Origin of the sequence: Pseudomonas sp. RIT288 (assembly GCF_000631985.1) — a bacterium.
Taxonomy (GTDB): Bacteria; Pseudomonadota; Gammaproteobacteria; order Pseudomonadales; family Pseudomonadaceae; genus Aquipseudomonas.
The window spans coordinates 327,256-348,819 of sequence record NZ_JFYN01000001.1 but is presented as its reverse complement, the minus strand read 5'-3'; the positions used below and the strand labels follow the sequence as shown (position 1 = coordinate 348,819).

At 59.8% G+C, this 21,564-nt stretch carries 19 protein-coding genes; 15 read left to right on the top strand and 4 right to left on the bottom strand.

Translation table 11 applies throughout. From position 1 onward, the window contains the following. Positions 1-34: 34 nt before the first annotated feature. The gene (locus tag BW33_RS01560) at positions 35-1,405 is read right to left on the bottom strand and encodes a CYTH domain-containing protein (protein ID WP_047596668.1); all 1,371 of its coding nucleotides are present in this window, start codon (positions 1,403-1,405) and stop codon (positions 35-37) included. A gap of 156 nt (positions 1,406-1,561) precedes the next feature. Here BW33_RS01560 and argE point away from each other — a divergent pair, with 156 nt between their 5' ends. Further along, positions 1,562-2,716, top strand: coding sequence for an acetylornithine deacetylase (gene argE / locus BW33_RS01555; protein WP_047596666.1), 1,155 nt, complete (start codon positions 1,562-1,564; stop codon positions 2,714-2,716). 267 nt (positions 2,717-2,983) lie between these two features. Continuing rightward, positions 2,984-4,282: an amino-acid N-acetyltransferase gene (gene argA / locus BW33_RS01550; protein WP_007967974.1), complete on the top strand. Its 1,299-nt coding sequence runs from the start codon at positions 2,984-2,986 to the stop codon at positions 4,280-4,282. A 116-nt stretch (positions 4,283-4,398) separates the two neighbouring features. Here the strand turns inward: argA and tauA are convergent, their stop codons facing one another. Then, on the bottom strand, positions 4,399-5,334 hold the full coding sequence (gene tauA / locus BW33_RS01545; RefSeq protein ID WP_442965389.1) for a taurine ABC transporter substrate-binding protein: 936 nt from the start codon (positions 5,332-5,334) through the stop codon (positions 4,399-4,401). A gap of 418 nt (positions 5,335-5,752) precedes the next feature. Here tauA and BW33_RS01540 point away from each other — a divergent pair, with 418 nt between their 5' ends. From BW33_RS01540 to BW33_RS01505, 8 genes are all read left to right on the top strand, one after another. Next, positions 5,753-7,102, top strand: a complete 1,350-nt coding sequence (locus BW33_RS01540; protein WP_047596664.1) for an OprD family porin — start codon at positions 5,753-5,755, stop codon at positions 7,100-7,102. Between the two features lie 296 nt (positions 7,103-7,398). Further along, complete coding sequence (locus tag BW33_RS01535) at positions 7,399-8,037, top strand: peroxiredoxin (RefSeq protein ID WP_047596663.1); 639 nt, start codon at positions 7,399-7,401, stop codon at positions 8,035-8,037. Positions 8,038-8,352: 315 nt separating this feature from the next. Then, positions 8,353-8,946, top strand: coding sequence for an NADPH-dependent FMN reductase (ssuE, locus tag BW33_RS01530; RefSeq protein ID WP_041072109.1), 594 nt, complete (start codon positions 8,353-8,355; stop codon positions 8,944-8,946). Between the two features lie 89 nt (positions 8,947-9,035). After that, entirely contained in the window at positions 9,036-10,016 is a 981-nt protein-coding gene (locus BW33_RS01525) for a sulfonate ABC transporter substrate-binding protein (RefSeq protein ID WP_047596661.1), read from the top strand. Between the two features lie 25 nt (positions 10,017-10,041). Continuing rightward, entirely contained in the window at positions 10,042-11,190 is a 1,149-nt protein-coding gene (ssuD, locus tag BW33_RS01520) for an FMNH2-dependent alkanesulfonate monooxygenase (protein ID WP_047596660.1), read from the top strand. Between the two features lie 8 nt (positions 11,191-11,198). Continuing rightward, positions 11,199-11,981, top strand: a complete 783-nt coding sequence (gene ssuC, locus BW33_RS01515) for an aliphatic sulfonate ABC transporter permease SsuC (RefSeq protein ID WP_003229260.1) — start codon at positions 11,199-11,201, stop codon at positions 11,979-11,981. Continuing rightward, positions 11,978-12,784 (top strand): aliphatic sulfonates ABC transporter ATP-binding protein, encoded by an 807-nt coding sequence (gene ssuB, locus BW33_RS01510; protein WP_047596659.1) that lies wholly within the window; start codon positions 11,978-11,980, stop codon positions 12,782-12,784. Before ssuC ends, ssuB begins: the two co-directional genes overlap by 4 nt. Positions 12,785-12,817: 33 nt before the next feature. After that, the gene (locus tag BW33_RS01505; protein WP_007967989.1) at positions 12,818-13,033 is read left to right on the top strand and encodes a TOBE domain-containing protein; all 216 of its coding nucleotides are present in this window, start codon (positions 12,818-12,820) and stop codon (positions 13,031-13,033) included. A 136-nt stretch (positions 13,034-13,169) separates the two neighbouring features. On the opposite strand, the gene BW33_RS01500 is transcribed toward BW33_RS01505, so the two are convergent. Continuing rightward, positions 13,170-13,796, bottom strand: a complete 627-nt coding sequence (locus BW33_RS01500) for a TetR/AcrR family transcriptional regulator (RefSeq protein WP_047596658.1) — start codon at positions 13,794-13,796, stop codon at positions 13,170-13,172. A gap of 273 nt (positions 13,797-14,069) precedes the next feature. After that, positions 14,070-15,446, bottom strand: coding sequence for a glutamine synthetase family protein (locus tag BW33_RS01495; RefSeq protein ID WP_003229254.1), 1,377 nt, complete (start codon positions 15,444-15,446; stop codon positions 14,070-14,072). Positions 15,447-15,724: 278 nt separating this feature from the next. On the opposite strand from BW33_RS01495, the gene BW33_RS28790 reads away from it, so the two are divergent. From BW33_RS28790 to BW33_RS01475, 5 genes are all read left to right on the top strand, one after another. Next, entirely contained in the window at positions 15,725-16,081 is a 357-nt protein-coding gene (locus BW33_RS28790) for a glutamine amidotransferase (RefSeq protein ID WP_152546076.1), read from the top strand. Between the two features lie 95 nt (positions 16,082-16,176). Continuing rightward, a complete protein-coding gene (locus BW33_RS01490; RefSeq protein WP_007967993.1) occupies positions 16,177-17,535 on the top strand; it encodes a glutamine synthetase family protein in 1,359 nt (452 codons plus the stop codon). Between the two features lie 56 nt (positions 17,536-17,591). Continuing rightward, positions 17,592-18,956 carry an aspartate aminotransferase family protein gene (locus BW33_RS01485; protein WP_047596657.1) on the top strand — a complete coding sequence of 455 codons (1,365 nt, stop codon included), beginning with the start codon at positions 17,592-17,594 and terminating at the stop codon, positions 18,954-18,956. A gap of 171 nt (positions 18,957-19,127) precedes the next feature. Continuing rightward, complete coding sequence (locus tag BW33_RS01480) at positions 19,128-20,240, top strand: polyamine ABC transporter substrate-binding protein (protein ID WP_047596656.1); 1,113 nt, start codon at positions 19,128-19,130, stop codon at positions 20,238-20,240. Positions 20,241-20,427: 187 nt separating this feature from the next. Then, a complete protein-coding gene (locus tag BW33_RS01475) occupies positions 20,428-21,525 on the top strand; it encodes a polyamine ABC transporter substrate-binding protein (RefSeq protein WP_047596655.1) in 1,098 nt (365 codons plus the stop codon). Positions 21,526-21,564: the final 39 nt, after the last annotated feature.

The window sequence follows — 21,564 nt, the reverse complement described above, 5'->3', positions numbered from 1 at the left end:
CTCCCTCGCCACAGTTTTCAGGTGTTGCTGAGCATCACATACGCAGCAGCATTTTCCACGCACGATTCTGATAAACCGCAATTGCCTGCTGCTTGCGCGCATCGAGCAGTTCGTCAGTGATCGTCGGCTCGTTGGCCAGTTGTGCCAGTTTGTTCAGCTCGCCGTACAGGCGATCCATTTCCGCGATCTCCAGCACGTTACGCGCGTGGTGCAGCCAGACCTGGATGCGTTCGATGCGCGGCAGTTGCTCGGCCAGATCTTCCGGCTGCTGCTGATAGCGCTGCAGTTGCAGGGACGTGGCTTCCTCGCCCAGCATGCGCGGCAACCAACTGTGCAGTTGCGCGGCGCCCTGGCGATTGCCGCGGGTGTTGCGCTCGGCGGCCCAGGTGCGGGCCAGCAGCCAGCGCGAAACCGTCAGCGAGAACAGGCCCCAGCGCGGGTCTTCCAGTTCTTCAAGGAATTGCTCCGGCGCCGCCTTGCGTACGTCTTCGTCTTCGATACCGACCTGAACCAGCGGGCGCCAGTCTTCGAGCAGTGCGTCCAGCGCCACGCGCAGGTCGTGAGTCGCCGGACGCGGTGCCGCCTGGCCGAGGCTGCTGAGCAGGGCGCGCATTTCCGCGAGGTTCTCGACCCAGTCCTGCAGCAGGCGCCAGTGGCCGTTGAAGCGATATTGTTCGGCCAGACGCTGGCTGCTGCCGAGCAAGTGCCAGGCCAATGCGGCGAAGGCGTCGTCAAGTGGGGTTTCCGGCGTCAGTTGCGGCGCCGGCAGGCTCAGCGAGTAGCTGTTGGCGTCGTACAGACGGTAGCCGCGCTCGGCCTTGCTGATGTCGCACGGCATCAGCGCCAGGGTTTCGGCCAGTTCGGCGGCCAGTTCCAGCAGCGCGGCAGGCTCGCCTTCGCGCAGTTCCAGTTCCAGCTCGCAGATTTCTTCTTTCTGTTTGCCGACCACCACATGACCAAGGTCCAGCGCGGCTTCGATCACCACTTTGGCCTTGCCGCGGCCCCAGGCGATTTCCGCGCGCTCGCGGACGAAATCGGTGGTGAAGATCGGCTTCAGGGTTTTCTTGTCCAGCTCGGCCAGCGACTCGGGCCAGCATTCGCCGTCGAGTTTCTTCACGTCGAGCTTGGCTTTGGGCAACTTCCAGTCGTACTCGTTACGCTCCGACAGACCGGCAACACTCTGGCCGCGGGTCTTGAGGGTCTGAATCACTTCGTCACCGTCCTTGCGCAGGCGCAGGGCAACTTTGGCCTGAGCCAGATCGCGCTCGGGGGTGTCGAAGTACTGGTTCATCAACTCACGGCGTTCCCAGCCATTCTTGTTGCGTTTTTTCAGTAGCGGGTGCTCGCGCAGGGCAGCGAGGGTTTCGCGGCTGACGCGGAGTTTGATTTCGGTTTCTTTCTGCATGGCCGGAAAATCCAGGATCGGGAGCGCAGCCGGGGGAATGTGTGGCTGCCAAGGCCGTGCAGTGTACAGGACTCAAACTTCCTACGCCCTGCGGCGGTTTATTCCGAGCGCCGGATGGCTCTATGATGGACTTCAAATCGGGAGTTGGAGTCAGCGATGCCTTTGCCATCCATGCAAGACCAGTTCGCTGCACTGATCGCCGCACCGTCGGTCAGTTGCACCCAACCGAGCCTGGATCAGTCCAACCGGGCGGTGATCGATTTGCTCGCCGGTTGGCTGGGTGATCTGGGCTTCAGCTGCGATATCCAGCAGGTCAGCCCCGGTAAATTCAACCTGCTCGCCAGTTTCGGCAGCGGCCCTGGTGGCCTGGTCCTGGCCGGGCACAGCGATACCGTTCCTTATGACGATGCGCTGTGGCAGACCGATCCGCTGAAACTCACCGAAGTTGACGGCCGTTGGGTCGGGCTGGGCAGTTGCGACATGAAGGGGTTTTTCGCGCTGATCATCGAGGCCGTGCAGCCGCTGCTCGACCAGCCGTTCAAGCAACCGCTGCTGATCCTCGCCACCTGTGATGAAGAAAGCTCGATGTCCGGTGCCCGCGCACTGGCCGAGGCCGGCAAGCCGCTGGGCCGTGCGGCGGTGATCGGCGAGCCAACCGGGCTCAAACCGATCCGCATGCACAAGGGCATCATGATGGAGCGCATCGATATCCTCGGGCAGAGCGGCCATTCGTCGGATCCGCGCCTGGGGCACAGCGCCCTCGAAGCGATGCACGATGCCATCGGCGAACTGCGCGGTTTGCGCCTGCTTTGGCAGCGTGAATTCAACAACCCGCAGTTCAGCGTGCCGCAACCGACCATGAACTTCGGTTGCATCCATGGCGGCGATAATCCCAACCGCATCTGCGGTCAGTGTTCGCTGGAGTTCGACCTGCGCCCGTTGCCGGGTATGGACCCGAAAGTCTTGCGTGCGGAAATCCTGCGCAAGCTCAATCCGGTGGCCGAGCGGCATCAGGTGAAGATCGACTACCAGCCGTTGTTCCCGGAAGTACCGCCATTCGAGCAGGCCGAAGACGCCGAATTGGTGCGTATCGCCGAAAAGCTCACCGGGCATAGTGCCGAAGCAGTAGCGTTCGGCACCGAAGCGCCTTATCTTCAGCGCCTTGGTTGCGAAACCATCGTGCTCGGTCCCGGCGACATTGCCTGTGCACACCAGCCCGGCGAATACCTTGAAATGTCACGTTTGCAGCCTACCGTGCAGCTATTGCGGCAGTTGATTGAACATTACTGCCTGACAACTGACGAACGATGATCAACCCCTGTGGGAGCGAGCCTGCTCGCGAAAGCGCCATTCCAGACACCTCAATGTCGACAGATACACCGCTTTCGCGAGCAGGCTCGCTCCCACAGGAGGTATGTGTTTTATCCGATCAAACGCTGTAAATTGCCAGCACCCCAACCCGTATTCATGAGGAGAGCGCGCGTGTCGCCAAGCCTGTTCCGACGATAACCATCAGCCCGCTGTGCGTTTTTCGTTTCGCCCTTTTTTCCGGCTGCTATTTATTACAGGCCCAGGTTCATGCCCGAATACGTCAATTGGCTTCGTCACGCGTCCCCTTACATCAACGCCCACCGCGACTGCACCTTCGTCGTCATGCTGCCCGGCGACGGCGTGGAGCATCCGAACTTCGGCAACATCGTCCACGACCTCGTGCTGTTGCACAGCCTCGGCGTGCGTCTGGTGCTGGTCCACGGTTCGCGCCCGCAGATTGAAACCCGCCTCGCCGCTCGCGGCCTGACCCCGCACTATCACCACGGCATGCGCATCACCGATGCGGCAACCCTGGAATGTGTGATCGACGCGGTGGGCCAGTTGCGCATCGCCATCGAAGCACGGCTGTCGATGGACATGGCCTCGTCGCCGATGCAGGGCTCGCGTCTGCGGGTGGCCAGCGGCAACCTCGTGACCGCGCGGCCGATCGGCGTGCTCGAAGGCGTCGACTATCACCACACCGGCGAAGTGCGTCGGGTCGACCGCAAAGGCATCAATCGCCTGCTCGATGAGCGCTCGATCGTGCTGCTGTCGCCGCTGGGCTACTCGCCGACCGGGGAAATCTTCAACCTTGCCTGCGAAGACGTCGCCACCCGCGCCGCCATCGACCTGGGAGCCGACAAGCTACTGCTGTTCGGCGCCGACCTCGGTCTGATCGACGAGAACGGCAAACTGGTGCGCGAACTGCGTCCGCAACAGGTGCCGGCGCACTTGGCGCGTCTGGGCAACAACTATCAGGCCGAACTGCTGGATGCCGCCGCCGAGGCTTGCCGTGGCGGCGTGGCGCGCAGCCATATCGTCAGCTACGCCGAAGATGGCGCGCTGCTGACCGAACTGTTCACCCGCGACGGTGGCGGTACGCTGGTCGCTCAGGAGCAATTCGAACTGGTGCGCGAGGCGGCGATTGAAGACGTCGGCGGTTTGCTGGACCTGATCAGTCCGCTGGAAGAGCAGGGGATTCTGGTGCGTCGTTCGCGCGAAGTGCTGGAGCGCGAGATCGAGCAGTTCAGCGTGGTCGAGCGCGAAGGGATGATCATCGCCTGTGCGGCGCTGTACCAGATTGCCGACTCGGACGCCGGTGAGCTGGCGTGCCTGGCGGTGAATCCGGAGTACCGCCACGGTGGTCGCGGCGATGAGCTGCTGGAGCGCATCGAGACCCGTGCCCGGGCGCAAGGGTTGAAAACCCTGTTCGTCCTCACCACCCGTACCGCGCACTGGTTCCGCGAACGTGGCTTCGAGCCTAGCAGCGTCGAGCGCCTGCCGGCGGCGCGGGCGTCGCTGTACAACTATCAGCGCAACTCGAAGATCTTCGAAAAGACCCTGTAAAACCAGGTTTGCATGAAACCCATGTAGGAGCTGCCGCAGGCTGCGATCTTTTGATCTTGTTTTCAAAAAACCAAAGTCAAAAGATCGCAGCCTGCGGCAGCTCCTACAGGGAGTGTTTATTCGGTTACAAACTTCGCGCTGACATACGACGAGTAGTCCGGCAGCACCGTCTCGACCTTGCCCTGTTCCTTCAAAAACTTCGCTGTCTCACCAATCGCCTTGGCCGTGCCGCCGTCCAGCAGTGTGGTGGATTGCTGCGCCTTGGCATCCGGGAAGGCTGAACCGGCCAGCAGTTCCGGGACATCGGCAGCATTGGCACCGGTCAATTTAGCGATTTTCTGCACGGGCACCGATTCAGCCGTCCAACTGTCTTTATGCGCCGCGTATTCGGCAAATGAATCCAGCGTGACTTTGGCGAACTTCGCGATGACGTCAGGATGCTTCTCGGCGTAGTCCTTGCGCGCGACCCAGACTTCGAAGGTCGGTGCACCCCACTGGCCGACTTGAGCGGCATCGGTCAGGGTCTTGCCGGTCTTGCGGATTTCACCCAGTGCCGGCGACCAGACAAACGCGCCATCGATATCCCCACGCTTCCATGCTGCGGCGATTTCCGTCGGTTGCAGGTTCACCACTTTGACTTTCGAGGTGTCCAGGCCCCAGTGCTTTAGAGCGCCGAGCAAACTGTAGTGGGAGGTGGAAACGAAGGGCGTGGCGATGGTCTTGCCGACCAGATCCTGCGGGGAATTGATCCCGCTGCCATTGCGCACCACGAGGGCTTCGGCGGCATTGATCTGCGCTGAAACAATGAAGGCGACGATTGGCAGATTGCGCGAAGCGGCCGCTGCCAAAGGGCTGGAGCCGAGGTTGCCGATTTGTACATCGCCGGATGCAATGGCTGTCACAACTTCCGGGCCACTATTGAAGCGTCGCCAGTCGATCTTTTGGCCGAGGGTTGTTTCGTAAGTGCCGTCGGCCTGGGGTACTTTGCTGGGGTCGATCCCGGTTTGATAACCGATGGTTAGGTTGGCAGCCTGCGCGGAAAAACAAATCATCGCCGATACACAAACTGTAACAAATTGACTAGATAGTGCGCGTTTAGCCATCATGGCGTCGCCTTTTCGATAGGGTTTGACGAATTGGGGTTGCGCCAAAGCTAATCGATCTAAAAAAAGGCTAACAAATACCATTTAGGAATGAGCTTAGTCGCCGATACTCTGTATCGCGGCGGAGATGGCACGATAGTGGCTATATTCCGAAATGATATGAAAAAGAATGAATAAATTCTTTTTGGGTTTATCAGGAAATCTTTACTCTGCACGGACCAAATCACTGCGATTAGACCTTGGTCGTAGACACACAAGGTTACGATTGACTTGTCAGTCACGGTCTGGCGCTAATCGCGCATCTTAGGATCCAGGGCATCAGACCCCGGGCCAGGAACACAAGAATTAGAAACGAGAGGAGCTTTACATGAACAAGTCCACCTTGGCCCTGGCTGTGGCCGTAGGGGTTATGGCGCAGCAGGCAGGCGCCGCCGGTTTCATCGAAGACAGCAAAGCCACTCTGGGCCTGCGCAACTTCTACATCAACACTGACAACCGTGACTCCGGCACCAAAGCGGCTGGCGCGCAGAACAAGAACGAAGAGTGGGGCCAAGGCTTCGATCTGCGTTTCATCTCCGGTTACACCCAAGGCACCGTCGGCTTCGGTATCGACGCCATCGGCCTGCTGGGCGTACGTCTGGATTCGGGTGGCGGCACCAACGGGGCAACCGCGACTTCCTACGGTGGCACTGTGTTCCCGAGCAAGTCCAACGGCGAAGCTGTTGATAACTTCTCGAGCCTGGGCCTGACCGCCAAGGCCAAGATCTCCCAGACCGAACTGAAGCTGGGTACTCTGCAGCCGAAAAACCCGGTCATCGTGACCAACGATGGTCGTCTGCTGCCACAAACCTGGCAGGGTGGCCAGATCACTTCCGGCGAGATCAAGGACCTGACTCTGGTCGCAGGTCAAATCGAAGCAGTGAAAGGTCGTAACTCCAGCAACAACGAGAACCTGTCCGTTGGCGGTGCGAACGCTCGCGTTGCCAACAGCAACAAGTTCTACTACGCCGGTGGTGACTACAAAATCACCAAGGACCTGACTGCGCAGTACTACTACGGCAACCTGGAAGACTTCTACAAGCAACACTTCCTGGGTCTGGTTCACAACTGGGCAATCGGCCCGGGCGTGCTGAAGTCTGACTTCCGCTACTTCCACAGCAGCGACGATGGCGCCAACGGCAATACCGCAGCCTACTTCGGCAACGGTAACTACGTCGGCAACGTCAGCGGCAAAGGTCCGATCGACAACAATCTGTACAGCGGCCTGTTCCTGTATACCGTTGAAGGCCACACCTTCGGTGGCGGCTACCAGGTTTCCAACGGCAGCTCCGACTTCCCTTGGCTGAACCAGGGCGACGGTTCGTCGAACTACACCATCACCGACATGCAGATCCAGAAGTTTGGTCGTGCCGGCGAGAAAACCTGGCAGGCGCGCTACTCGTATGACTTCGCCAAAGTCGGCCTGCCAGGCCTGACTGCCGGTGTGGTCTATCTGCGCGGCGACGATATCGACACCGTTGGCTCCAACCGTCGTGAAAACGGCACCGGCGCTTCCGAGTGGGAACGCGACCTGACCGTTGGTTACGTGATTCCTGAAGGCCCGGCGAAAAACCTGGGCTTCATGTGGAAAAACGCTACCTGGCGCAACGACGTCCCAGGTCAGCGTGACCAGGATGAAAACCGCCTGATCGTCAGCTACTCGATCCCGCTGCTGTAATAGCGCACCTCGATTCGCTGATGTAAAAAAGCCCCGTCCGGCATCGCGCCGGACGGGGCTTTTGCATTTTCGGGTCAGGCTCACCCCCGTAAGCCTGTCCCGAAATTCCCCTCTTTTGCAGCTACTCAAGGCCTTCTCGAACCTTGAGAGCGATGTTCGTCGCGATGCGGGCGAGCGTCCAGTGAACGATGTTTAATATTCCTTTAGATTATAGATATCTACTTATTTATTCTTTTTCATGATGTTGAATCCCGAGCTACAGTTGAGTTCTCCAACAACTCCTCAGGAGCAGCACCATGAGCCTCAGACTCGGCGACATCGCCCCCGACTTCGAACAGGATTCCAGCGCCGGCAAGATTCGTTTCCACGAGTGGCTGGGCGATAGCTGGGGCGTGCTGTTCTCCCACCCGGCCGACTTCACTCCGGTGTGCACCACCGAGCTGGGCTTCACCGCCAAGCTCAAGGATGAGTTCGCCAAGCGCGGCGTGAAAGCCATCGCGCTGTCGGTCGACCCGGTGGACTCGCACCACAAGTGGATCGAAGACATCAACGAAACCCAGAACACGATCGTTAACTTCCCGATCCTGGCCGATGCCGATCGCAAGGTTTCCGATCTTTATGACCTGATCCACCCGAACGCCAACGACACCCTGACCGTGCGCTCGCTGTTCGTGATCGATCCGAACAAGAAGATCCGCCTGACCATCACCTACCCGGCGAGTACCGGGCGCAACTTCCACGAGATCCTGCGGGTGATCGATTCGCTGCAACTTACCGACAACTACAAGGTGGCCACCCCGGCCAACTGGCAGGACGGTGATGAGGTGGTGATCGTGCCGTCGCTCAAGGACGAAGAAGAGATCAAGCGACGCTTCCCCAAAGGCTATCGCGCGGTGAAACCATACCTGCGCCTGACGCCACAGCCGAATAAGTGAGATTTGCGGTGTAGTCGCCACCGCTTTCGCGAGCAGGCTCGCTCCCACAGGTGATGGAATTCCAAATGTGGGAGCGAGCCTGCTCGCGAAGGCGTCAGTCCGGGCAGTACAGAATTCAAAACCACTAAGCAGGGGATTTCAGGCCGTTTCACGGCCTGTTTTTTTGCCCGTAACAAAGTAAATCGCATATCTCTAAAATGCATAAACAAATAAATAAATATGATTTATGGATATATAAATCAGCTGGTAAGGTCACTCCCATCGAAGCGAGATCGCAACCCGCGAATCGCCTGTAACGCGCAAGGAATTGTCTGAATGCTGGTCGTCTCACTCGGTGGCAGTCCCAGCCAGCGCTCCCGCTCAGGAGTGTTGCTCGAACGCTCGCAACGCTGGTTGCAGGAGCAAGGGGTGGAAGTGGTGAGTTATCAGGTGCGGGACTTCCCGGCCGAAGACTTGCTCCACGCCCGCTTCGACAGCCCGAAGGTGCTCGACCTGCTGGCGCAGATTGAAAACGCTGACGGCCTGCTGATCGCCACGCCGGTGTACAAGGCGTCGTTTTCCGGTGCACTGAAGACCGTACTCGATCTGCTGCCCGAACGCGCCCTGAACCACAAGATTGTTCTGCCGATGGCCACCGGCGGCAGCATCGCCCACATGCTGGTGGTCGATTACGCGCTCAAGCCGGTGCTGTCGGCATTGAAAGCCCAAGAGATGCTCCAGGGCATTTTCGCCGAGGACAGCCAGATCGCTTACGGCGAAGGCAGTGCCCAGGCGCAACTCGCACCAGCGCTGGAGCAGCGTCTGCATGAAGCGCTGGAACAGTTTGTCAGTGCCATGGCCCGCCGGCCGAAACCGCTGGAGCCGGGCCTGTTGAATGAACGTTTATTGAGTGCTCGCTGGAGCATTTGAGCTTCACCCGAATTTGCTCCACTCACCTTACTCAGCCGCTAACGGCCAAGCAGGTGCAGCCAAAACCCAACAGCAAAAAGGAGAGCGCTATGCGCACTGTATTTTTGCGTCGTGGTCTGGTCGCTCTGTTTGCTGCGGCTGTGTCCTTCGGCGCCATTACTCAAGCTCAGGCCGAGACTCTACGGATCGGTTATCAAAAATACGGCACGCTGGTGCTGCTCAAGGCCAAAGGCACTTTGGAAAAGCGTCTGGCCGCACAAGGCGTGGACGTGCAATGGACTGAATTCCCCGGCGGCCCGCAACTGCTCGAAGGCCTGAACGTCGGCTCGATCGACTTCGGCGTGACCGGTGAGACTCCGCCAGTGTTTGCCCAAGCGGCGGGCGCTGATCTGCTCTACGTCGCCTACGAACCGCCAGCGCCGAACAGCGAAGCGATCCTCGTACCGAAAGACTCGCCGATCAAATCGGTCGCCGATCTGAAGGGCAAGAAAGTCGCCCTGAACAAAGGCTCCAACGTGCACTACCTGCTGGTGCGCGCACTGGAAGACGCCGGCCTCAAATACTCTGATATCCAGACTGTGTTCCTGCCGCCGGCCGATGCTCGCGCCGCGTTCGAGCGTGGCAGCGTCGATGCCTGGGTGATCTGGGACCCGTACCAGGCCGCTGCCGAGAAACAGCTGCAAGCGCACACTCTGCGTGACGGCAAAGGCATCGTCGACAACCATCAGTTCTACCTCGCGACCAAACCTTACGCGCAGAAAAATCCCGAGGTGATCAAGACCCTCGTCGAAGAAGTGCGCGCCGTCGGCGAGTGGTCCAAAGCCAATCCTGAAGACGTGACCCAGCAAGTCGCGCCACTGCTCGGTCTGCCGGCGGACATCACCCTGACCTCGGTGAAACGCCAGGGCTACGGTGCGCTGTTCCTGACCCCGGACGTGGTCGCCGCGCAACAGAAAATCGCCGACACCTTCTACCAGCTCAAGCTGATTCCCAAGCCGTTGAGCATCAAGGATGTGATCTGGACACCACCGGCCGCTGTGGCCCAAAGCTCTGTTACCCAAGCCCGGTAAATCGAATCCCCAAGGAGACCACTCCATGAGCCTCAACATCTTCTGGTTCCTGCCTACCCACGGCGACGGCCATTACCTTGGCACCGCCGAAGGCGCTCGCGCCGTTGATCACGGTTATCTGCAACAGGTCGCGCAAGCGGCGGATCGTCTGGGTTTTGGCGGTGTGCTGATTCCCACCGGCCGTTCCTGCGAAGACTCGTGGCTGGTGGCTGCGTCGCTGATCCCGGTGACCCAGCGTCTGAAGTTCCTTGTTGCCCTGCGCCCCGGGATCATTTCCCCGACGGTGGCGGCGCGGCAGGCTGCGACCCTGGATCGTCTGTCCGGCGGTCGTGCGCTGTTCAATCTGGTGACCGGTGGCGACCCGGAAGAGTTGGCCGGTGATGGTCTGTTTCTCAACCACGAAGAGCGTTATCAGGCCTCGGTGGAATTCACCCGCATCTGGCGTCGGGTGCTGGAAGGCGAAACCGTCGATTACGACGGCGAACACATCAGTGTGAAAGGCGCCAAGCTGCTTTATCCGCCGATACAGCAACCGCGTCCGCCGCTGTACTTCGGCGGCTCCTCGGAAGCGGCGCAGGATCTGGCCGCCGAACAGGTCGAGATGGTGCTGACCTGGGGCGAGCCGCCAGCCGCGGTGGCCGAGAAGATCGAACAAGTGCGCGCCAAAGCCGCCAGGCTCGGACGTACCGTGCGCTTCGGCATTCGTCTGCATGTGATCGTGCGCGAAACCAACGCCGAAGCCTGGCAAGCAGCAGACCGGCTGATTTCGCATCTGGACGACGACACCATCAAGCGTGCGCAGGCGTCGCTGGCGCGCTTCGACTCGGTCGGTCAGCAACGCATGGCCGCGCTGCACGGCGGCAGTCGCGACAATCTCGAAGTCAGCCCCAACCTCTGGGCTGGTGTCGGCCTGGTGCGTGGCGGTGCGGGTACGGCGCTGGTCGGCGATGGTCCAACCGTGGCGGCGCGCGTGAAGGAGTACGCGGATCTGGGCATCGATACTTTCATCTTCTCCGGTTATCCACACCTCGAAGAGTCATATCGCGTCGCTGAACTGTTGTTTCCGCACCTCGACATCGAGCGTCCGGAACTGCCGAAAAGCGCCGGTTATGTCAGCCCGTTCGGCGAGATGGTCGCCAACGACATTCTTCCCAAAGCCGCGTCGCAGAGCTGAGGCGCGCCATGAAGAAAATTATTCACAGCCTCGCGCCCTGGGCGTTGCCGGTGCTCTTGCTGGCGGTGTGGCAGTTGTCGGTGTCGGCCGGCTGGTTGTCGACGCGGATCCTGCCGGCACCGGTGGCGGTGATCGAGGCCGGCGTCAGCCTGGTGCGCAGCGGCGAGATCTGGACGCACCTGGCGATCAGTGGCTGGCGCGCGGCGCTGGGATTCACCATCGGCGGCAGCATCGGCCTGGTGCTGGGCTTCATCACCGGCCTGTCGAAATGGGGCGAACGCCTGCTCGACAGCTCGGTGCAGATGATCCGCAACGTGCCACACCTGGCGCTGATTCCGCTGGTAATCCTGTGGTTCGGCATCGACGAGTCGGCGAAGATTTTCCTGGTCGCATTGGGCACGCTGTTCCCGATCTACCTCAACACCTACCACGGCATCCGCAACGTCGATCCGGCGCTGGTGGAAATGGCGCGCAGTTACGGCCTGTCCGGTTTCAGCCTGTTCTGGCAAGTGATCCTGCCGGGCGCGCTGCCTTCGATTCTGGTCGGTGTGCGCTTTGCGCTGGGCTTCATGTGGCTGACGCTGATCGTCGCCGAAACCATTTCCGCCAGCTCCGGCATTGGCTATCTGGCAATGAATGCCCGCGAGTTTTTGCAGACCGATGTGGTGGTGCTGGCGATCCTGCTTTACGCGGTGCTCGGCAAACTCGCCGACCTCGCGGCCCGTGGGCTTGAGCGTGTGTGGTTGCGCTGGCATCCGGCTTATCAGGTTGCCAAGGGAGGTGCGGCATGACCGCTCAACAGCCTCCACGCCTGCTGCGCGGGATTCCGCTGGTGGTGCGCAACCTGCAGAAAACCTTTGGCGCGCGGCAGGTGCTGCGTGACATCGACCTGCACATTCCGGCGGGGCAATTCGTCGCCGTGGTCGGGCGCAGCGGGTGTGGCAAGAGCACCTTCCTGCGCCTGCTCGCCGGCCTCGACCAACCGACTGGCGGCGACCTGCTGGCCGGCGCCGCGCCGCTGAGCGATGCGCGCGAAGACACCCGGCTGATGTTTCAGGAAGCACGGCTGCTGCCGTGGAAAAAGATCATCGACAACGTCGGCCTCGGCCTTAAAGGCAACTGGCGCCCGCAAGCTCTGGAGGCGCTGGAAGCGGTGGGTCTGGCTGATCGTGCCAACGAGTGGCCGGCAGCCTTGTCCGGTGGGCAGAAGCAGCGTGTGGCGCTGGCGCGGGCGCTGATTCACCAACCGCGCCTGCTGCTGCTCGACGAGCCGCTGGGTGCGCTGGATGCGCTGACCCGGATCGAGATGCAGCAACTGATCGAACGTCTCTGGCAGCAACATGGCTTCACCGTGCTGCTGGTGACCCACGACGTCAGTGAAGCGGTGGCGATTGCCGACCGAGTGATTCTGATCGAGGACGGCGAAGTCGGCCTCGACCTGCAAGTGGAGCTGCCACGCCCGCGAGTACGCGGATCGCATCGACTGGCGGCGCTGGAAACCGAAGTGCTTAACCGTGTTCTGTCCCTGCCCGGCGAGCCGCCGGAGCCGGAACCTGTTTCACCCCTGCCTACGCAATTGCGTTGGGCTCAATAACTCAAGTCACATCCAACGACAGGAATCAAAGCCATGACTATCAAAGCCATCAACGTGCGCAACCAGTTCAAAGGCTCGATCAAGGAGATCGTTCTCGGCGACGTGCTGTCGGAAATCGACGTGCAGACCGCTTCCGGCATCGTCACTTCAGTGATCACCACCCGTTCGGTCAAGGAGCTGGAACTGGCGGTGGGCAGCGAAGTGATCGCCTTCGTGAAATCCACAGAGGTATCGATCGCCAAGTTGTAAGCCGGTGAGTAAAAAACAACCCCGAAAGGCGTGAGCCCTTCGGGGTTTTCTTTTTCAAGATCAAAAGATCGCAGCCTTCGGCAGCTCCTACAAGGGAATGTGTGCTCCTGTAGGAGCTGCCGAAGGCTGCGATCTTTCAGCGTTTAGGCAAATACGGCGGCAGATACAGGCCGATATAGGCATCAAACACCCGCATCCCTTCCTCGGCCATGCGCGGCGTGATCTGCCCGTGCTGCTGCACTGAACGTGCATACACGCGGTCGCCCAGTTCCATCGCCAGGGCAAACACGTCGACATCGCTTGGCAGTCGCGGCAATTCGAAGTGATGGTCGAACAGCTTGTGCATCAGGTCGCCCAGTTCGATGTCGTGCTGCCGGTCGGCCTGGGTCACTTCGGTCAGACCGTGCTGGGCGAGGATCAACTGGCGGGCCGCGGCGTCTTCGTCGTAGATCTCCAGCATCCGCTCTTCGACCAGCCGCGACAGGTCACGCCAGTCGCGCAGCGCCTCGTGGTCGATCGGCGCCTGCAGACAAGCGCGAAACGCCGCGTGCACATCGGCCGTCAGCGCTTCGAGCAGTGCCGGCACGCTGGCGAAGAAGTGGTACACGGAGGACGGCGGAATCTGCGCGCGTTCGGCGACGCTGTAGATCGACAGACTGGCCACACCCTCGGCGGCCAGCAGCGTACGCGCGGCGTCGAGTATCGAATCGATTCGCGCCTGGCTGCGGGCACGGGGTTTGCGGACGGGGGCGGGACGCGTCATGGAAGTCTCCTGCGGGGCAGCGGGCATTGTACGCGGAGCGCCCATCCCCAGTGCAATACAGTCCTTGCTCCCGCACCGCTGCGCAGCAGTCGTAAAAACAGGCGACCGGTTTTTCCTGCATACCGAGTCGAATGGTCTTGGGGGGCTGCTGCGCAACCGAGCGGGACGGTGCGACGATTCGACAAGCTCCCTCACCACAAGGGAATGTATTCGGCCATAAAAAAACGCTGCGGGCTGAAATAGCCGGCAGCGTTTTTTATTCCTGCAATCCGCTTAAACGGTATGCAGATACCAGTTGTACTCAAGGTCGGAGATGGAGTGTTCGAACTCCTCCAGCTCGCTTTCCTTGCAGGCGACGAAGATATCGATGTATTTCGGATCGATGTACTTGGCCATCACCTCGCTGTCGTCCAGCTCGCGCAGGGCATCGCGCAAGTTGTTCGGCAGGCTTTGTTCGTTCTGCTCGTAGCTGTTGCCTTCGACCGGAGCGCCCGGTTCGATCTTGTTCACCAGACCGTGATGCACACCGGCCAGGACCGAAGCCATCAGCAGATACGGGTTGGCGTCGGCACCGGCTACACGATGCTCGATACGCACGGCATCGGCAGAGCCGGTCGGTACGCGGATCGCCACTGTGCGGTTGTCCAGGCCCCAGCACGGCGAGTTCGGTACATAGAACTGCGCGCCGAAGCGACGGTACGAGTTGACGTTCGGGCAGAGGAAAGCCATCTGCGCCGGCAGGGTCTCGAGCACACCGCCGATCGCGTGACGCAGCGCGGCGTTCTGCTCGGGATCCTCGCTTGCAAAGATGTTCTTGCCATCTTTGTCGAGCACCGAGATGTGGACATGCAGACCGTTACCCGCCTGGCCCGGATACGGCTTGGCCATGAAGGTGGTGTCCATTTCATGGTCGTAGGCGATGTTCTTGATCAGACGCTTGAGCAATACCGCGTAGTCGCACGCCTTGATCGGGTCGGCGACGTGGTGCAGGTTCACTTCGAACTGCGCCGGGGCACTTTCCTTGACGATGGCGTCGGCCGGGATGCCTTGCTCTTTGGCACCTTCCAGAATGTCCTGGAGGCAGTCGACGTATTCGTCGAGGTCGTCGATCAGGTAGACCTGAGTCGAATGCGGGCGTTTGCCGGAGATCGGCGAGCGTGGCGGCTGTGGACGGCCGTTCACGTTTTCCTGGTCGATCAGGTAGAACTCCAGCTCGAAGGCGGCGCAGATGGTCAAGCCCAGCTCGTCAAACTTTGCAACAACTTGACGGAGCACTTCGCGCGGATCGGCGAAGAACGGGTCGCCTTCGAGTTCGTGCATGGTCATCAACAGTTGCGCGGTAGGACGCTTCTGCCATGGCTCGTTGCACAGGGTATCGGGGATTGGATAGCAGATCCGGTCGGCGTCGCCGATGTCCAGACCCAGACCGGTGCTTTCCACCGTAGAACCATTGATATCCAGAGCAAATAGAGAGGCCGGCAGGTTGATGCCTTTCTCGTAAACCTTGTGGAGGCTGGTGCGTTCGATGCGCTTGCCGCGCACCACACCATTCATATCCGCAATCAGAAGGTCAACGTACAGAACCTCAGGATGTTCCTTAAGGAACGCGTTCGCTTCGTTAAGCTGAACGGCACGCGGGGGTACCGACATGATGCAACACCTTTGTTGTTAAAAATATCAATCATTGATCTTTTCTGGTTTCAGTCAACCCGAACGGCCTGCCGAAGTCAAGCGAGGCCTTTTTTGCCCTAAAAAAGCGCTGCAAGGGCATTTATGGGGCACTTTGAGGCGGTTTTTGCCCTTCAGGACGCTTGGCACCCGCAGGCTTGAGCAGGCCGTGTTGTATTTTTTACGGGGGTGTTGTGTAAAAAAATGAACAAGGCTAAGCTCGGATCAAACCCATAACAGCAACAATACCGGGGTGCTTCATGTCTCGCCTGCCGTTAATCGGCATCACCGACTGCTCGCAACAGTCCGGTCTGCATGCTCATCACATCAGTGGCGACAAATCCGTCCGTAACGCAGCCAGCATGGCTCGTGGCTGGTCGAAGAAGTTCTCGTCCGTATCAGCGAAAACGGCAACGTCCGATATTCTGGACGCACGGGACAGCATCCTGTTTATGGCGTCTCCTTCCAATATAGATCTCTTTGAGTCCCAAAGCCTGTGCCGCTCCCAAAGCCGTGCTCATGATTCTGCACGCCTTGAATGTGCACAGGAAATGCAACGCCAGCGTAAAGGGCAGGTAAGCTCCTCTTTCATTGTCTATGCGCGGTGCCAGGCGTAAGCCGGTACTGCGCGCAAGCAAGCCCCCTTTAACGCGACGCCAAGGCGTCAAACTTTGCCTGACACAATGTCAGGAGACTCAGCCCAGAGGCATTTATGAGTAACAACCTCGACCAGCTCACCGATTGGTTGAAAGACCACAAGATCACAGAAGTCGAATGCATGATCGGCGACTTGACCGGTATCACCCGGGGCAAGATCTCGCCGACCAACAAGTTCATCGCCGAAAAGGGCATGCGCCTGCCAGAAAGCGTGCTGTTGCAGACCGTGACCGGCGACTACGTCGAAGACGACATTTATTACGAACTGCTCGACCCGGCCGACATCGACATGATCTGCCGCCCCGACCAGAACGCCGTGTATCTGGTGCCATGGGCCATCGAGCCGACCGCCCAGGTGATCCATGACACCTACGACAAGCAAGGCAACCCGATCGAGCTGTCGCCGCGCAACGTCCTCAAGAAAGTCCTCAAACTCTATGCCGACAAGGGCTGGCAGCCAATCGTGGCGCCGGAGATGGAGTTCTACCTGACCAAGCGCAGCGACGACCCGGATTATCCGCTGCAGCCGCCGATTGGCCGTTCGGGCCGTCCGGAAATCGGTCGTCAGTCGTTCTCTATCGAAGCAGCGAACGAATTCGACCCGCTGTTCGAAGACGTCTACGACTGGTGCGAACTGCAGGAGCTGGACCTCGACACGCTGATCCACGAAGACGGCACGGCGCAGATGGAAATCAACTTCCGTCACGGCGACGCACTGTCGCTGGCCGACCAGATCCTGGTGTTCAAACGCACCATGCGCGAAGCCGCGCTCAAGCATGACGTGGCCGCGACCTTCATGGCCAAGCCGATGACCGGCGAGCCGGGCAGTGCGATGCATTTGCACCAGAGCATCATCGACATCGAGACCGGCAAGAACGTGTTTTCCAATGAAGACGGAACCATGAGCCAGCTGTTCCTGCACCACATCGGTGGTCTGCAGAAACTGATCCCGGAATTGCTGCCGCTGTTCGCGCCGAACGTCAACTCGTTCCGCCGCTTCCTGCCGGACACCTCGGCGCCGGTGAACGTCGAATGGGGCGAAGAGAACCGCACCGTGGGTCTGCGCGTACCGGATGCCGGCCCGCAGAACCGCCGCGTGGAAAACCGCCTGCCGGGCGCCGACGCCAACCCGTACCTGGCGATTGCCGCGAGCCTGCTCTGCGGCTACATCGGCATGGTCGAAGGCCTCAATCCGAGCGCGCCAGTGGTGGGTCGTGGCTATGAACGCCGCAACCTGCGCCTGCCGCTGACCATCGAAGACGCGCTGGAGCGCATGGAAAACAGCGCGACCATCGAGAAATACCTGGGCAAGACCTTCATCACCGGCTACGTCGCGGTCAAGCGGGCCGAGCATGAAAACTTCAAGCGCGTGATCAGTTCCTGGGAGCGTGAGTACCTGCTCTTCGCCGTCTGATACGCCGGGCGCGGCTGGCAGCAGCCGCGCCTTCACCGATAACAAGGAGAATTGGCATGACCAGCAACAACCCGCAAACCCGTGAGTGGCAAGCCCTGAGCAGCGATCACCACCTGGCCCCGTTCAGCGACTTCAAGCAGCTGAAAGAGAAGGGTCCACGGATCATCACCAACGCCAAGGGCGTGTACCTGTGGGACAGCGAGGGCAACAAGATCCTCGATGGCATGGCGGGTCTGTGGTGCGTGGCGATCGGTTATGGCCGCGATGAACTGGCCGACGCAGCTGCCAAGCAGATGCGCGAACTGCCTTACTACAACCTGTTCTTCCAGACCGCGCACCCGCCGGCGCTGGAACTGGCCAAGGCCATCGCCGATGTTGCACCGCAAGGCATGAACCATGTGTTCTTCACCGGTTCCGGCTCCGAAGGCAACGACACCATGCTGCGCATGGTTCGCCATTACTGGGCGATCAAGGGCCAGCCGAACAAGAAAGTCATCATCAGCCGCAAGAACGGTTATCACGGTTCGACCGTGGCCGGCGCGAGCCTGGGCGGCATGACTTACATGCACGAACAGGGCGACTTGCCGATCCCGGGCATCGTTCACATCGCGCAGCCGTACTGGTTTGCCGAGGGCGGCGACATGTCCCCGGAAGAGTTCGGCATCTGGGCGGCCAATCAGCTGGAAGAGAAGATTCTCGAAGTCGGCGTCGACAACGTCGGTGCGTTCATTGCCGAGCCGATCCAGGGCGCCGGCGGCGTGATCATTCCGCCAGACAGCTACTGGCCGCGCATCAAGGAAATCCTCGCCAAGTACGACATCCTGTTCGTGGCGGACGAAGTGATCTGCGGTTTTGGCCGTACCGGTCAATGGTTCGGTTCGGATTTCTACGACCTGAAGCCGGACATGATGACCATCGCCAAGGGCCTGACCTCCGGTTACATCCCGATGGGTGGCCTGATCGTGCGTGACGAAGTGGTGAAGGTGCTCAACGAGGGGGGCGATTTCAACCACGGCTTCACCTACTCCGGGCACCCGGTGGCGGCGGCGGTGGGTCTGGAAAACATCCGGATTCTGCGCGACGAGAAAATTATCGAGAACGCGCACAACGAAACGGCACCGTATTTGCAGAAACGTCTGCGCGAACTCAACGATCACCCGTTGGTGGGTGAAGTGCGCGGCGTCGGTTTGCTGGGGGCGATCGAACTGGTGCAGGACAAGGCCACGCGCAAGCGTTACGAAGGTCGGGGTGTGGGCATGATCTGCCGGCAGTTCTGCTTCGATAACGGTCTGATCATGCGCGCCGTGGGCGACACCATGATCATTGCGCCGCCGCTGGTGATCAGCAAGTCAGAGATCGATGAGCTGGTTACAAAGGCACGTAAATGCCTGGACCTGACCCTCAGTGCGTTGCAGGCCTAAGTGCTAGGCTTCGAGCGGGGGAGCTGCGGCGCTCTCGCTCGAAGGTGTCAGAAAGGTTGGCCTTTTCTTGAAAGACCGCCTCCGATCTTGCCAGACTAGCCGCGGTTCCAGTTGTCCGGGTTCGGCCGCTGAACAAAGTGGTTCAAAAAAGAAAAATTTGGAGCATGACGCATGAAGGCATTAGGTAAAAAGCTTGCTGGCAAGACTCTTCTCGCGCTGTCCGTAGCGGGCATGATGGCGGGCGCGGTTCACGCGGACGACAAGGTACTGCACGTCTACAACTGGTCCGACTACATCGCGCCGGACACGGTCGCCAACTTCGAGAAGGCCACCGGGATCAAAGTCGTCTACGACGTATTCGACAGCAATGAAACCCTGGAAGCCAAGCTGCTGGCCGGTAAATCCGGTTACGACATTGTGGTGCCTTCCAACAACTTCCTCGCCAAGCAGATCAAGGCCGGTGTTTACCAGGAGCTGGACAAGTCCAAGTTGCCGAACTGGAAGAACCTCGACGAGGACCTGCTCAAGGCCGTTGGCGATGCCAGCGACCAGGGCAACAAGCACGCGTTCCCGTACATGTGGGGCTCCATCGGGATCGGCTACAACCCGGCGAAGGTCAAGGCTGCGCTGGGCATCGACAAGATCGATTCCTGGGACATCGTGTTCAAGCCCGAAAACATCGAGAAGCTGAAAAGCTGTGGCGTAAGCTTCCTCGACGCCCCGACCGAAATGATTCCGGCGGCGCTGCACTATCTGGGCAAGCCGACCAACAGCAAGGACAAGGCTGACCTGAAGGCTGCCGAAGACCTGTTCCTGAAGATTCGTCCTTCGGTTGCCTACTTCCATTCCTCCAAGTACATCTCGGACCTGGCCAACGGCAACATCTGCGTCGCCGTCGGTTACTCGGGTGACCTGGAACAATCCAAGACCCGCGCCCAGGAAGCCGGTGACAAGGTCAAGCTGGCCTACACGATTCCAAAAGAAGGCGCTGGCACGTTCTACGACATGGTCGCCATTCCCAAGGATGCCGAAAACGTCGAAGCCGCTTACAAATTCATGAACTACCTGCTTGAGCCAGAAGTGATGGCCGGGATCACCAACGCCGTACGCTTCCCGAACGGCAACAAGGCTGCCACGCCGCTGGTGGACAAAGACATCACCAGCGATCCGAGCATCTATCCGTCGGCTGAAGTGAAGAAACAGCTCTACGCGATCAGCGATCTGGATGCCGCCACCCTGCGCCTGATCACCCGCAGCTGGACCAAGATCAAATCCGGTAAATAAGCCGGTTTGACGCAGTGACCGCTGGCCGTCGTCCCCGCGAAGGCGGCCAGCGGATCAATTAAATGACAGGAAGTTTTGCAGGAACGGTTTTTCGAGGGTAAGTTGCGCGCCGGTTTGGTTGCCGGGCAGCCATGGCTGTCATGTAACGCGGGGCAACTTGGGCCCAACTAATTTAGAGGACCTCCACTTGCCTATTTTTTCTTCTTTGCGCAAAGCCCTGCTGGCCACTGCCGGCCTGACGATCGCTGTCGGAGCTCAGGCCGCCGGTACGGTGCATATTTATAACTGGTCGGATTACATCGGCGAGACCACCCTGGCCGACTTCGAGAAAGCCACCGGGATCAAACCGGTGTACGACGTGTTCGACTCCAACGAAACCCTGGAAGGCAAACTGTTGGCCGGTCGTACCGGTTACGACGTGGTCGTGCCGTCGAACCACTTCCTCGGCAAGCAGATCAAGGCGGGCGCGTTCCAGAAGCTCGACAGGTCGCAGCTGCCGAACTACTCGAATCTCGATCCGGTGCTGCTCAAGCGCCTGGAGCAGAACGACCCGGGCAACCAGTACGCCGTGCCGTACCTGTGGGGCACCAACGGCATCGGCTACAACGTCGAGAAAGTCAAAGCGGTGCTCGGCATCGACAAGATCGACTCCTGGAGCGTGCTGTTCGAACCGGAGAACATCAAGAAGCTGCACAGTTGTGGCGTAGCGTTCCTCGATTCGGCCGATGAAATGATGCCGACCGTGCTCAACTACATGGGCCTGAATGCCAACAGTACCAATCCGAAGGACTACGCCAAGGCCACCGACAAACTGCTGGCCGTGCGTCCTTACGTGACCTATTTCCACTCGTCGAAATACATCGGTGATCTGGCCAACGGCGACATCTGCGTAGCCATCGGTTTCTCCGGCGATATCTTCCAGGCCAAGCACCGTGCCGAAGAAGCCAAGAAGGGCGTGAACATCGCCTACTCGATCCCGAAAGAGGGCGGCGCGCTGTGGTTCGACATGCTGGCGATTCCAAAGGACTCGTCCAACGTCAAAGAGGCCCACGCCTTCATCAACTATTTGCTGAAACCTGAGGTGATCGCCCAGGTCAGTGATTACGTCGGTTACGCCAACCCCAACCCAGGGTCGGACAAGCTGATGGAGCAGTCCATCCGCACCGATGAAGCGGTTTATCCACCGCAAGCAGTCCTCGACAAGACCTACGTGTCGGTCGAGTTGCCACCCAATATTCAGCGTTTGATGACCCGTAGCTGGACCAAGGTCAAGTCGGGCAAGTAAGGCACAAACTATCCTGGGTTCGTCCGCATGGGGCGAACT

Bases quoted from the DNA above. Each gene is read 5' to 3' on its own strand.
- BW33_RS01560 (WP_047596668.1), bottom strand. From the start codon at position 1,405: ATGCAGAAAGAAACCGAAATCAAACTCCGCGTCAGCCGCGAAACCCTC.
- argE (WP_047596666.1), top strand. From the start codon at position 1,562: ATGCCTTTGCCATCCATGCAAGACCAGTTCGCTGCACTGATCGCCGCA.
- argA (WP_007967974.1), top strand. From the start codon at position 2,984: ATGCCCGAATACGTCAATTGGCTTCGTCACGCGTCCCCTTACATCAAC.
- tauA (WP_442965389.1), bottom strand. From the start codon at position 5,334: ATGATTTGTTTTTCCGCGCAGGCTGCCAACCTAACCATCGGTTATCAA.
- BW33_RS01540 (WP_047596664.1), top strand. From the start codon at position 5,753: ATGAACAAGTCCACCTTGGCCCTGGCTGTGGCCGTAGGGGTTATGGCG.
- BW33_RS01535 (WP_047596663.1), top strand. From the start codon at position 7,399: ATGAGCCTCAGACTCGGCGACATCGCCCCCGACTTCGAACAGGATTCC.
- ssuE (WP_041072109.1), top strand. From the start codon at position 8,353: ATGCTGGTCGTCTCACTCGGTGGCAGTCCCAGCCAGCGCTCCCGCTCA.
- BW33_RS01525 (WP_047596661.1), top strand. From the start codon at position 9,036: ATGCGCACTGTATTTTTGCGTCGTGGTCTGGTCGCTCTGTTTGCTGCG.
- ssuD (WP_047596660.1), top strand. From the start codon at position 10,042: ATGAGCCTCAACATCTTCTGGTTCCTGCCTACCCACGGCGACGGCCAT.
- ssuC (WP_003229260.1), top strand. From the start codon at position 11,199: ATGAAGAAAATTATTCACAGCCTCGCGCCCTGGGCGTTGCCGGTGCTC.
- ssuB (WP_047596659.1), top strand. From the start codon at position 11,978: ATGACCGCTCAACAGCCTCCACGCCTGCTGCGCGGGATTCCGCTGGTG.
- BW33_RS01505 (WP_007967989.1), top strand. From the start codon at position 12,818: ATGACTATCAAAGCCATCAACGTGCGCAACCAGTTCAAAGGCTCGATC.
- BW33_RS01500 (WP_047596658.1), bottom strand. From the start codon at position 13,796: ATGACGCGTCCCGCCCCCGTCCGCAAACCCCGTGCCCGCAGCCAGGCG.
- BW33_RS01495 (WP_003229254.1), bottom strand. From the start codon at position 15,446: ATGTCGGTACCCCCGCGTGCCGTTCAGCTTAACGAAGCGAACGCGTTC.
- BW33_RS28790 (WP_152546076.1), top strand. From the start codon at position 15,725: ATGTCTCGCCTGCCGTTAATCGGCATCACCGACTGCTCGCAACAGTCC.
- BW33_RS01490 (WP_007967993.1), top strand. From the start codon at position 16,177: ATGAGTAACAACCTCGACCAGCTCACCGATTGGTTGAAAGACCACAAG.
- BW33_RS01485 (WP_047596657.1), top strand. From the start codon at position 17,592: ATGACCAGCAACAACCCGCAAACCCGTGAGTGGCAAGCCCTGAGCAGC.
- BW33_RS01480 (WP_047596656.1), top strand. From the start codon at position 19,128: ATGAAGGCATTAGGTAAAAAGCTTGCTGGCAAGACTCTTCTCGCGCTG.